This window comes from Brevundimonas sp. UBA7664 (genome assembly GCF_002483305.1).
GTDB lineage: Bacteria > Pseudomonadota > Alphaproteobacteria > Caulobacterales > Caulobacteraceae > Brevundimonas.
Genome location: NZ_DLHQ01000048.1, coordinates 25407 through 37347 on the forward strand (window position 1 = coordinate 25407; position 11941 = coordinate 37347).

The window sequence follows — 11941 nt, forward strand, 5'->3', positions numbered from 1 at the left end:
CGGCCTGGAGCCCGACGGCGACACCGTCGGCTCGCCCGCCCCGGCGACCGCTGAGGCCGCACCTTCGGTCATGCCGATGAACATGATCCAGGCGCTGAACTCGGCCCTGCACGTCAAGATGGCCGAGGACCCCAACGTTCTCAGCTTTGGCGAGGACGCGGGCTATTTCGGCGGCGTCTTCCGCGTCACCGACCAGCTGCAGCAGAAGCACGGCCTCACCCGCAGCTTCGACGCCCCGATCAGCGAATGCGGCATCGTCGCCGCCGCCATCGGCATGGGCGCCTACGGCCTGCGCCCGGTCGTCGAGATCCAGTTCGCCGACTACATCTATCCGGCCTACGACCAGATCGTCTCGGAGGCGGCCAAGCTGCGCTACCGCTCGGCCGGCCAGTTCACCAGCCCGATCACGGTGCGCTCGCCCTACGGCGGCGGCATCTTCGGCGGTCAGACGCACAGCCAGTCGCCCGAAAGCCTGTTCACCCACATCGCCGGCCTCAAGGTCGTCATCCCGTCCAACCCCTATGACGCCAAGGGCCTGCTGACCGCGGCCATCGAGGACGATGACCCGGTCATCTTCTTCGAGCCCAAACGGCTCTACAACGGCCCCTTCGACGGCTGGCACCAGAAGCCGGTCAGCCCGTGGAAGGCCCAGGAGCTCGCCCAGGTCCCGACCGGCAAATATGTCGAGCCGATCGGCAAGGCGCGGATCATGAAGGAAGGCGCCGACGTCACCATCCTCTGCTACGGCACCATGGTCTGGGTCTCGCTCGCGGGCGCCGAGCACGCCGGCGTCGACGCCGAGGTCATCGACCTGCGCACCCTCGTGCCGCTGGACATCGAGACCATCGAGGCCAGCGTGAAGAAGACCGGCCGCTGCGTCATCGTCCACGAAGCCCCGAAAACCTCGGGCTTCGGCGGCGAACTGAGCGCCCTCGTGCAGGAGCGCTGCTTCTATCATCTGGAGGCGCCGATCGCGCGGGTGACCGGCTGGGACACCCCCTATCCGCACGCCTTCGAGTGGGAATATTTCCCGGGACCCGAACGGGTCGCTGTGGCCCTGAAGGCCGTCATGACCGGAGGGCGCTAGGATGGGCCGCTACGTCTTCAAACTGCCCGACGTGGGCGAGGGCACGGCCGAGGCCGAACTGGTCGCCTGGCACGTCAAGGTCGGGGATGTGGTCGCAGAGGACCAGATCATCGCCGACATCATGACCGACAAGGCCACGGTCGAACTGACCAGCCCTGTCGCCGGCAAGGTGCTCGCCGCCCATGGCGAGCCCGGCCAGCAACTGGCCGTCGGCTCGCCGCTGGTCGAGTTCGAGGTCGAGGGCGTGGGCAATGCCGCCGGTGCCGAGGCGCCGCCCCCCTCGAACCCTGCTCCGCAGGCTTCGGTCCCCCTGACAGGGGGACAATCCGCCCCGCAATCTCCCCCCACCGGGGGGAGTACCCGCGAAGCGGGGGAGGGGGCACCCGCCCCCGCACAGGCCGGCAATTTCGTCTTCAAACTCCCCGACGTCGGCGAAGGCACGGCCGAGGCCGAACTGGTCGGCTGGCACATCAAGGTCGGCGACGTCGTCGCCGAGGACCAGATCGTCGCCGACATCATGACCGACAAGGCCACCGTCGAATTGACCTCGCCGGTCGCCGGAACCGTCGTCGCCCTGCACGGCGAAGCGGGCCAGCAACTCGCCGTCGGCGGCCCTCTGGTCAGCTTCCAGGTCGAGGGCAAGGGCAATCAGGGTGAGGCGCCGCCCCCCTCGAACCCTGCTCCGCAGGCTTCGGTCCCCCTGACAGGGGGACAGACGAAAGCCGTCGCCCCCGTCTCCTCCCCGCTCCGCGGGGAGGGGGACCAGCCGAAGGCTGGTGGAGGGGCGCCCGTCGCGCGCACCCTCTCCGCCCGCAACGAGCGCCCGCTCGCCTCGCCCGCCGTGCGCAACCGGGCCCGCGACCTCGGTATCGGGCTCCAATTCGTCCCCGGCTCCGGCCCCGCCGGCCGCATCGAACACGGCGACCTCGACGCCTACGTCGCTTCCGGCGGCCGCGGATCATCCGCGTCCGGATCATCGACGGCCTCCGCCTACGAGCGCCACGAAGGAACCACCGTCACCCGCATCATCGGCGTCCGCCGCAAGATCGCGGAGAAGATGGCCGAGAGCGTCCGCCGCATCCCCCACATCACCTATGTGGAAGAGATCGACGTCACCGCCCTCGAGGAGCTCCGCGCCCACCTCAACTCGCGGAAGACGAAAGACCAGCCCAAGCTGAACGTCCTGCCCTTCATCGCCCGCGCCATGGTCGTCGCCCTGCGCGACCAGCCGACCATCAACTCGCACTACGACGACGAGGCCGGCGTTCTCACCACCCACGCCGCCGTCCACATCGGTATCGCCGCCCAGACCCCCAACGGCCTGATGGTCCCGGTGGTCCGCCACGCTGAATCTCTCGATCCCTGGGATACGGCGCTGGAGATCGCCCGCGTCTCGGGCGCGGCCAAGGACGGCTCGGCCAAACGCGACGAGCTGACCGGCTCGACCATCACCATCACCTCGCTGGGCACGCTGGGCGGGGTCATCCACACCCCCATCATCAACCACCCCGAGGTCGCCATCGTCGGCCCCAACAAGATCGCCGAGCGCGTGGTGGTCAAGGACGGCCAGATGGTGGTGCGCAAGATGATGAACCTGTCCTCCAGCTTCGACCACCGCATCGTCGACGGCCATGACGCGGCCGTCTTCGTCCAGCGCATCAAGGGGCTGCTGGAGCATCCCGCGACGCTGTGGATGGGGTGAGGTCGATGAAGGGTCTGGTTCTTGCGGGAGCGATTGGGCTGGCGGCGATCACGTCTCCTGGAGCGGCTCATGCCTGTTTCGCCCCCTATGTTTTCGATCCGGCGCGGGAAACCCATGATGCGCTAGCCGTCGCTACCGCCACGAGCCGCGAAGATGTTGCGGAGTTCGTACCGAGCACCCTCTCCGGCGCAGAATCGTCACAACGTCCAGGCTGGATCGCCGAACTGCGGACCGTCGGAATCGTCCGTGGCCGCGCTCCTTCGCTGATCGTGGTCGCCCAGGAGGTTCAAGCGCCGGGAGAATGCTGGAGCGGGATTGAGATTCCTGAGGTCGGCCAGACCTACGCTGTCTATCTCGACGAGATCGCGGGTGAGATGGTGCCGACAAGAATGATCCTCCTCGACGAAGCACTGAAACTCGATCCGGCCTTCGGCCGCAGAGAGCAGTAGCCACCAAGATTGGCGCCAGTAGACAGATGCAAACGATCAAAACCAAAGTCCTCATCATCGGCGCCGGCACCGGCGGCTATGTCGCCGGCATTCGCTGCGGCCAGTTGGGCCTCGACACCATCCTCGTCGACGGCGGCGACGGCCTCGGCGGCACCTGCCTGAACGTCGGCTGCATTCCCTCCAAGGCCATCATCCACGCCGCCTCGAAATTCGAGACGGTGTCCAAGGCCGCCGCCGGCGGTACGCTCGGCATCACGGCGTCCAAGCCCGCCATCGACCTGGCCCAGACCACCGCTTGGAAAGACAGCATCGTCCGTAAGCTGAACGCCGGTGTGGCGGGCCTGCTGAAGAAGGCCAAGGTCAAGGTCATCAACGGCTGGGCCGAGTTCTCCGACGCCAAGACCTGCACCGTGAAGACCGCCGACGGCGACATCACGATCAGCGCCGAACACGTCATCCTCGCCACCGGCTCCGAGCCGGTCGAACTGCCCTTCCTGAAGTTCGGCGGCGACGTCATCTCCTCGACCGAGGCCCTGTCGCTGGACAAGGTGCCCGGCAAGCTGGTCGTCGTCGGCGGCGGCTATATCGGCCTCGAACTCGGCATCGCCTTCCGCAAGCTGGGGGCCGAGGTCGCCATCGTCGAAATGGCCGACCGCCTGCTGCCGCTCTACGACAAGGCCCTGACCGATCCGGTCCAGAAATGGCTGGAGAAGCACGGCGTCGAACTGCACCTCGGGGCGAAAGCCGGGTCGTTCGAAAAGGGCCAGCTCAACATCACTACGAAGGACGGCGCCGCCCTCAAGCTCAAGGCCGACAAGGTCCTCGTCACCGTCGGCCGCCGGCCGCGCACCCAAGGCTGGGGTCTGGAGAACATGGGCGTGGCCATGGCCGGGCCGTTCGTGAAGATCGATGACCGCTGCGCGACCAGCATGCGCAACGTCTGGGCCGTCGGCGACCTGACCGGCGAACCCATGCTGGCCCACAAGGGCTCGGCCCAGGGCGAGGTCGTCGCCGAGATCATCGCCGGCCACAACAAGGTCTTCAACCCGGTCACCATCGCCGCCGTCTGCTTCACCGAGCCCGAAATCGTCTCCGCCGGCCTGACGCCCCTCGACGTCGAGGGCCGCGACGACGTCATCACCGCCGTCTTCCCGCTGATGGCCATCGGCCGCGCCCTGGCGCTGGAGGCCGGCGACGACGGCGGCTTCGTCCGGGTGCTGGCGTCAAAGACCGATCACCGCCTGCTGGGCGTCCAGGCCGTCGGCCAGCACGTCTCCGAACTGTCCAACAGCTTCGCCCAGATGATGGAGATGGGCGCGGTCCTCGAAGACGTCGCCGGGACCATCCACGTCCACCCGACCATGGGCGAGGCCTTCCATGAAGCGTCGTTGCGGGCGCTGGGGCACGCGATCCACATCTAGGGAACCGGCAGTAGGCAGTAGGCAGTAGGCGTTTGGGGGGGCCTCGCTCCCTTCCTGGTACTATCTCCCTACTCCCTACTCCCTACTGCCTACTGCCTCCTTCCGTCGTCGAACCGTCACACCAGCATCCACCCCTCCGTCACAAACCTGTGGTCCAAGCGGCGCGACCTCAGCCGTTGTCCGGAGACTGACGATGACGACCCGCACCCTGCTCGCCGCCGCTTCCGCCGTCGCCTTGCTGGCCCTCGCGGCCTGCGGAAACGACCAGTCCGCCGGCAACCAGACCGCCCGCGCCGGCATCTGGGCCGCCGGTTCCTCGACCGTCTTCCCCTTCGCCACCCGCGTGGCCGAGAATTTCGCCCGCACCTCGGGCGGCGCCGCGCCGCGCGTCGAATCGCTGGGCACCGGCGGCGGCATCCAGGCCTTCTGCCAGGGCGTCGGCCCCAACACCCCGGACATCGCCAACGCCTCGCGCCGGATGAAGGCCTCCGAGTTCGAACTGTGCCGGACCAACGGCGTCACCGACATCGTCGAGATCCAGATCGGCTTCGACGGCCTGGTCATCGCCACCTCCCGCGACGCCCCGGACTACGGCTTCTCGGGCGACGACCTGTATCTGGCCCTGGCCAAGGAGGTGCCGGGACCGAACGGGACCTTCATCGCCAACCCGTACACCACCTGGAACCAGGTCAACCCCGGCCTGCCCGCGACCCGCATCCTGGTCTATGGCCCGCCGCCGACCTCGGGCACGCGCGATTCCTGGCTGGAGCTGGCCATGGCCCCCTCGGCCAAGACCATCCCGGCCCTGGCCGCCCTGGCCGAAAGCGATGAAGACCGCTTCGAGACCCTGGCCCACACCCTGCGCGAGGATGGCGCCTGGGTCGATTCCGGCGAGAACGACAACGCCATCGTCCAGACCTTGACCCGCACGCCGGGCTCCACCGGCGCCTTCGGCTATTCCTTCCTCGAGCAGAACAACGACACGGTGAAGGCCCACAGCGTCAACGGCGTCATGCCGACGCTGGAGACCATCGCCTCGGGCGAATATCCGATCTCCCGCTCCATGTTCATCTACGTCAAGAAGCAGCACGTCGGCGTCACGCCGGGGCTGGAGCAGTTCGTGATGGAGTTCATGTCCGAGGCCGCCGCCGGCCGCGGCGGCTATCTGCAGGACCGCGGTCTGGTGCCGCTGCCCGCCGACCAGCTGGCCGCCCAGCGCGCCATCGCCACGGCCATGACGCCGATGACGGCGCCGGCGAAGTAGGGATCACGTTCTCCCTCCCCTTTATGGGGAGGGATGTCGGCGCGAAGCGACGACAGGGTGGGGTGCGTCAGTCCGCGTTCCGGCCATTTCGAACCCCACCCCGATGGCTTCGCCATCGACCCTCCCCATGAAGGGGAGGGAGAAGCAGACCTTAGGCCGCCGCCTTCCGCCGCAACCGCGCGATCCGCCGCAGCCGCCGCCAGAACCGCCCGCGCTCGGGCTCGGGATAGGGCTGCAGGTTCTGCACGAACTCCTCGGCCGAGGCGCGCCAGCTGAATTTCTCGGCATAGGCGCGCACCGCCTTGCGGTCGCATTCCTGCGCCTTCAGGCAGGCCGTGCGCAGATCCGCGTCGATGGCCCCCGCGTTCGATCCCGGAATGATGTCGATCGGCCCGTGCGCCGGATAGGCGGCGACCGGCGTGCCCGTGCCCATGGCTTCCAGGATCACCAGGCCGAAGGTGTCGGTCCAGCTCGGGAAGACGAAGACGTCGGCGTCGCGGAAACACCGCGCCAGCTCCTCGCCGAACCGCGCCCCGAGGAATTTCGCCTCGGGATATTTCTCTTCCAGCTCGGCGCGGGCGGGGCCGTCGCCGACGACGATCTTGGTGCCTGGCAGGTCGGTCTCGAGGAAGGCCTCGATATTCTTCTCGACCGCCACCCGGCCGACGTTGAGGAAAAACGGCCGCGGCCAGTCCTTGCCGCCCAGCTCGTCATAGATGCGCGGCAGGTCGGGATTGAACTGTTCGGTGTCCACCCCCCGCGTCCACGGCGAGACGTTCTTGAACCCGTGCGCCACCAGCTCGTCGCGCAGCGTCGGCGTCGCCACCATCAGCCGGCCCGACGGCTTGTGGAACCACTTCATATAGGCGTAGCCGACCTGCACCGGGATCGGGAACCGGGCCGAGACATATTCCGGGAATTTGGTGTGATAGCTGGTCGTGAAGGGCAGCTTCCATTCGACGCAGATGCGCCGCGTGGCGATGCCGATCGGCCCCTCGGTGGCGATGTGCACCGCCTCCGGCTCGAAGGCGCGCAGCCGTTCGCGGATCTCCTCCTCGGCCCCCAGCGCCAGCCGGATTTCCGGATAGGTGGGGCAGGGGATGGTCTTGAACTGGCTGGGCTCGATGACGTCGACCTCATGCCCCATGCCACGGCATTCCGCCACGGTGCGGGTCAGGGTGCGGACGACGCCGTTGACCTGGGGCTCCCAGGCGTCGGTGGCCAGAACGATGCGCATGTGGGCCGGGTGGCTCCGCCGTTGATCGATCGCAACCTCTAGCGCCTCGGGCAGCGGTTGGCGAGACGCCGCAACCCTCTCCCGTTCCGCTGCGGAATGGTCTAGGACGCCCGCCATGAACGCACATGTCTCCCCGCCCGTCGCCCTGTCCCAGGATTGGGATGCGCTGGACCAGGGCAAGTTCGCGGACGAGACCGCCACGGTGCGGGGCCTGCTGGCCAACATGCCGCTGGACGGGACCGAGCGCGCCGCCGTCCTCAACGAGGCCATCGGCCTGGTCGAACGGGCCCGCGCCAGCGTCAAGAAACAGGGCGTGGTCGAAAGCTTTCTGCAGGAGTTCTCGCTCGGCACCCGCGAGGGCCTGGCCCTGATGTGCCTCGCCGAGGCTCTGCTGCGCACGCCCGACGAAGAGACCCGCGACCGGCTGATCGCCGAGAAGATCGGCTCGGCCGACTGGTCGTCCCACCTCGGCCAGTCCGACAGCCTGTTCGTCAACGCCTCGACCTGGGGCCTGATGCTGACCGGCAAGCTGGTGGATGTGGACGAAGAGGCCCGCACCGACCTGCCCGGCTTCCTCAAGCGGATCGTTGGCCGTCTGGGCGAGCCGGTGATCCGAGAGGCTGTGGCCGCCGCCGTCCGCATCATGGGCGAGCAGTTCGTGGTCGGCCGCACCATCGAGGCGGCGCTGAAGCGTTCCAACCGCGAAGGCTGGCTGTGCAGTTTCGACATGCTGGGCGAGGGCGCCCGCACCGCCCATGACGCCGAGCGCTATGAGAAGATCTACGCCGACGCCATCACCGCCGTCGGCAAGACCGCCAAGGGGCAGGGCCCCGAGGCCGGCCACGGCGTCTCGGTCAAGCTGTCCGCCCTGTCGCCCCGCTATGAGGCCACCCACGAGGCCCGGGTCTGGGACGAGCTCTATCCCCGCATCCTTCGGCTGGCCCGGATCGCGGCGCAGTACGACATCAACTTCACCATGGACGCCGAAGAGGCCGACCGGCTGGCCCTGTCGCTGAAGCTGCTCGACCGGCTGGCGTGCGAGCCCGATCTGGGCGGCTGGACCGGTCTCGGCCTCGCCGTTCAGGCCTATCAGAAGCGCTGTCCCGAGGTGATCCGCCGCGTCGCCGAACTGGCGAAAACCTCCGGCCGCCGGCTCATGGTCCGTCTGGTCAAGGGCGCCTACTGGGACACCGAGATCAAGCGCGCGCAGGTCTTCGGCCGCACCGACTATCCGGTCTTCACCACCAAGGCCGCGACCGACCTCAACTACCTCGTTTGCGCGAAGGCGATGATCGAGGCCGCGCCGCACATCTACAGCCAGTTCGCCACCCACAACGCCCACTCGCTGGCCGCCGTGTACAAAATGGCATCCGAGCGCTCGGTGAAGATCGAATTCCAGCGCCTGCACGGCATGGGCGAGGCGCTCTATGACGCCGCGCGCGACGCCTTCGGCCCCGTGACGGTCCGCGCCTACGCCCCCGTCGGCGGGCATGAGGACCTGCTGCCCTATCTGGTGCGCCGCTTGCTCGAGAACGGAGCCAACTCCTCCTTCGTCCACGCCTTGCTGGACGAGCGGGTGCCCGCCTCGGCCGTCGCCGCCGACCCCATCTCCGCCGTCGAGGCCCACCCCGACCGCCACGCCAAGATCCCGACCCCGAAGGACATGTACATGGACCGCCAGAACTCGCTGGGCCGCGACTATTCGCAAGCCGCCGACCGTGAGCGCCACGCCGTCGCGCTTCAGAAGGTCGACAGCGAGACCCTGACCGCCGGCCCGATCATCGGCGGCAAGCTCAAGGCCGGGACAAACCCCCAGCCGGTCACCAATCCGTTCGATACGTCCCGCGTGCTGGGCCATGTCTCCGAGGCGACCGAAGCCGACATCGACGCCGCCGTCGACGCCGCCGCCCGCGCCCAGATCGCCTGGGACCGCAAGGGCGGGGCGGGCCGGGGCGCCGTGCTGCGCGCCATGGCGGATGCGCTGGAAGCCGATATGGACCGGCTCGTCGCCCTGCTCTCGCGCGAGGCCGGCAAGACCCTCAACGACGGCGTCGCCGAAATCCGCGAGGCCGCCGACTTCTGCCGCTACTACGCCATGCTGGCCGAACGCGACTTCGGCGGTCCCACCGAGCTCAAGGGCCCCGTCGGCGAGATCAACCAGCTGGTCCTGCATGGCCGCGGCGTCTTCGCCTGCATCAGCCCGTGGAATTTCCCGCTGGCCATCTTCACCGGCCAGATCGCCGCGGCCCTGGCCGCCGGCAACGCCGTCCTCGCCAAGCCCGCCGAACAGACCCCGCTGATCGCCGCCGAGGCCGTGCGCCTCTATTACAAGGCCGGCCTTGACCCGAACCTGCTGGCCCTCGTCCCCGGTCGCGGCGAGACGGTCGGCGCCAAACTGGTCAGCCACCCCGGCATCGACGGCGTCGCCTTCACCGGCGGCACCGACACCGCCAGCCTGATCAACCGCTCGCTGGCCGCCCGTCCGGGCGCCATCATCCCCTTCATCGCCGAGACCGGCGGGCTGAACGGCATGTTCGTCGACACCACGGCGCTGAAGGAACAGATCATCGACGACGTCATCCTGTCGGCCTTCGGCTCGTCGGGTCAGCGCTGCTCGGCCCTGCGCCTGCTCTACGTCCCGCATGACGCCGCCGACGCCCTGATCGAGGGCCTCAAGGGCGCGCTCGCCGCCCAGGTCGTGGGCGATCCGACCGATCCCGCCACCGACATCGGCCCGGTCATCGACGCCGATGCGAAGGCCATGCTCGAGGCCCACCTGAAGCGGCTCGAGGGCGATGCGAAGATCATCGCCCGCGCCGAACTGCCCGCCGGCGCCGACAAGGGCCACCTGTTCGCGCCGACCATCGCCGAGATCCCCACGCCCGACTATCTGGAGCGCGAGGTCTTCGGCCCGATCCTGCACGTCTGCCGCTACGAGCCCTCGAAACTGAAGGAGACGGCGTCGAAACTGGCCGCCCGCGGCTATGGCCTGACCCTGGGCGTGCACAGCCGTATCGAGGCCTTCGCCGACGAGGTCTCCCGTCTGGTCCCTGCCGGCAATGTCTACATCAACCGCTCGATCATCGGCGCCGTCGTCGGCGTCCAGCCCTTCGGTGGCGAGGGCCTGTCCGGCACCGGCCCCAAGGCCGGCGGACCGTACAGCCTGATCCGCTACGCCGCTGAAAAAGCCATCAGCAACAACATCTCCGCTCAGGGCGGCGACCCGGCGTTGCTGAATCTCTGAGCCTCGCGGTCCCCCTGCCGTCGCCGATCGGGAGGGGGACCGCAAACGGCGGCTCTACGCTGCGGCGACCGGGGCCTCCCCCCGCGCCGCTTCCCGGAACAGCCAGGCCGACAACAGCCAGCCGAGCGCGAACACGCCGACGATGATGAAGACGAACTGCTCATAGGCCAGGGCCGCGAAGCCCGTGCCGAACTGCGCCGCCGCCGTCACGGCCATCACCAGCGCCATCCCCTTCGGCCGGAACCGGACCAGAAAGGCCCCGACGATCGCGATGGCGATCACGCCGAAGAACATCTGGTTCAGCGGGTTATCCTCGTCTCCGATGATGCCCACGGCCAGGTTCGACCAGGTGATCAGGAAACTGGTCCCCACCGCCACGACCATCCCCGCGCGATAGGCCAGATCGCCGGACAGCCGCAGCCCGACCTCGCACAGGCCGGCGGCGACCAGCAGCATCACGCCCCAGACGATGAAGTCGAGCGGCGTCCACAGCGCCCCGGGAACGAACATCTGCGCGCCCAGCGGAACCAGCCAGGCGAAGGCCGCGCCGCCCCAGACCAGCCTCCGCAGCCACCGTCCCGCGCCCGCAGCCCCGTCTTCCGTAATCCCCGCCATTGCCTTGCCCTGTTTCATGAGTGAGGCTGCATCCATGCTCCGCGCCCCGGGTGAGCGGCATGAGCGACTCATGAGGACCTGCTGAAAAATGGAGCCCGGCGGCTTTCGCTTCGAACGCTTCGTGCTCGATCCCCGCGACCGCCGCCTGTTGCGGGACGGCGCGCCGGTCGATCTCAACGCCCGCTATCTGGACGCCCTGGCGCTGTTGGTCAGCGAGCATGGCAAGCTGGTGTCCAAGGACCGTTTCCTCGCCGAGGTCTGGCGCGGCGTGCCCGTCACCGATGAGGCCCTGACCCAGTGCATCCGCAGCCTGCGGCGCTGCCTCGGCGACGACGCCGCCCGGCCCCGCTTCATCGAGACCGTGCCCAAATACGGCTACCGCTTCATCGCCCCGGTCGAGGCCGTGGACGGCGAAGCCTCCATCGCAGCCCTCCCGACACCCGCGCCGCCCGTGCAGGCCGAGGGGGCGCCGGTCCGGCGGCGCCTCCTCTCCACCGGCCTGGCCGCCGTCGCCGGCGGCGGGTTCGCCGGCGCCCTGGGCGGCGTCCTCTACGGCGCCTTCATCCTGTCGCCCGCGCCGGACGGCGCCATGGGATCGGCCTCGGTGATGCTGGTCCTCATCGCCCTCACCGCCCTCGTCGGCCTGCTGGGCGGGGCCGGGGTCGGCTTCGGCGTCGCGGCGGCCGACGCCTTGGCGCGGCGTCATCCCCTGTGGACCACCCTGGGCGGCAGCGCGGGCGGTCTGATCGTCGGCGCTGTGGTCAAGATGCTGGGCGCGGACGCCTTCAATCTTCTGGTCGGTCATTCGCCCGGCGGCATCACCGGCGCGGGCGAGGGCGCCGTGCTGGGCGCCGCCGTCGGCTTCGCAGTCTGGCTCGCGACCCGGGGCGCCGGGCCGCTGCGCCTGCGCCGGAGCATGGCC

At 68.9% G+C, this 11941-nt stretch carries 9 protein-coding genes; 7 read left to right on the forward strand and 2 right to left on the reverse strand.

What is annotated here, in order from left to right; genetic code table 11:
- Window positions 1-70: 70 nt before the first annotated feature.
- The 5 genes from B2742_RS11515 to B2742_RS11535 all read left to right on the forward strand — a co-directional run bounded on the left by B2742_RS11515 (window position 71) and on the right by B2742_RS11535 (window position 5923).
- Window positions 71-1087 carry an alpha-ketoacid dehydrogenase subunit beta gene (locus B2742_RS11515; RefSeq protein ID WP_349681128.1) on the forward strand — a complete coding sequence of 339 codons (1017 nt, stop codon included), beginning with the start codon at window positions 71-73 and terminating at the stop codon, window positions 1085-1087.
- A gap of 1 nt (window position 1088) precedes the next feature.
- A complete protein-coding gene (locus B2742_RS11520; protein WP_292066369.1) occupies window positions 1089-2789 on the forward strand; it encodes a 2-oxo acid dehydrogenase subunit E2 in 1701 nt (566 codons plus the stop codon).
- 5 nt (window positions 2790-2794) lie between these two features.
- A complete protein-coding gene (locus tag B2742_RS11525) occupies window positions 2795-3238 on the forward strand; it encodes a hypothetical protein (RefSeq protein ID WP_292066371.1) in 444 nt (147 codons plus the stop codon).
- Window positions 3239-3264: 26 nt separating this feature from the next.
- A complete protein-coding gene (gene lpdA / locus B2742_RS11530; RefSeq protein WP_292066374.1) occupies window positions 3265-4659 on the forward strand; it encodes a dihydrolipoyl dehydrogenase in 1395 nt (464 codons plus the stop codon).
- A 193-nt stretch (window positions 4660-4852) separates the two neighbouring features.
- The gene (locus B2742_RS11535) at window positions 4853-5923 is read left to right on the forward strand and encodes a substrate-binding domain-containing protein (RefSeq protein WP_292066377.1); all 1071 of its coding nucleotides are present in this window, start codon (window positions 4853-4855) and stop codon (window positions 5921-5923) included.
- Between the two features lie 151 nt (window positions 5924-6074).
- On the opposite strand, the gene B2742_RS11540 is transcribed toward B2742_RS11535, so the two are convergent.
- Entirely contained in the window at window positions 6075-7160 is a 1086-nt protein-coding gene (locus tag B2742_RS11540; protein ID WP_292066379.1) for a glycosyltransferase family 4 protein, read from the reverse strand.
- A 115-nt stretch (window positions 7161-7275) separates the two neighbouring features.
- On the opposite strand from B2742_RS11540, the gene putA reads away from it, so the two are divergent.
- Window positions 7276-10404 (forward strand): bifunctional proline dehydrogenase/L-glutamate gamma-semialdehyde dehydrogenase PutA, encoded by a 3129-nt coding sequence (putA, locus tag B2742_RS11545; RefSeq protein ID WP_292066382.1) that lies wholly within the window; start codon window positions 7276-7278, stop codon window positions 10402-10404.
- 54 nt (window positions 10405-10458) lie between these two features.
- On the opposite strand, the gene B2742_RS11550 is transcribed toward putA, so the two are convergent.
- Entirely contained in the window at window positions 10459-11037 is a 579-nt protein-coding gene (locus tag B2742_RS11550) for a hypothetical protein (RefSeq protein ID WP_292066385.1), read from the reverse strand.
- A 70-nt stretch (window positions 11038-11107) separates the two neighbouring features.
- Between B2742_RS11550 and B2742_RS11555 the strand changes: the two genes are divergently transcribed.
- Window positions 11108-11941 (forward strand): winged helix-turn-helix domain-containing protein (locus tag B2742_RS11555; protein ID WP_292066389.1); only part of this gene is annotated, 834 nt, incomplete at its 3' end.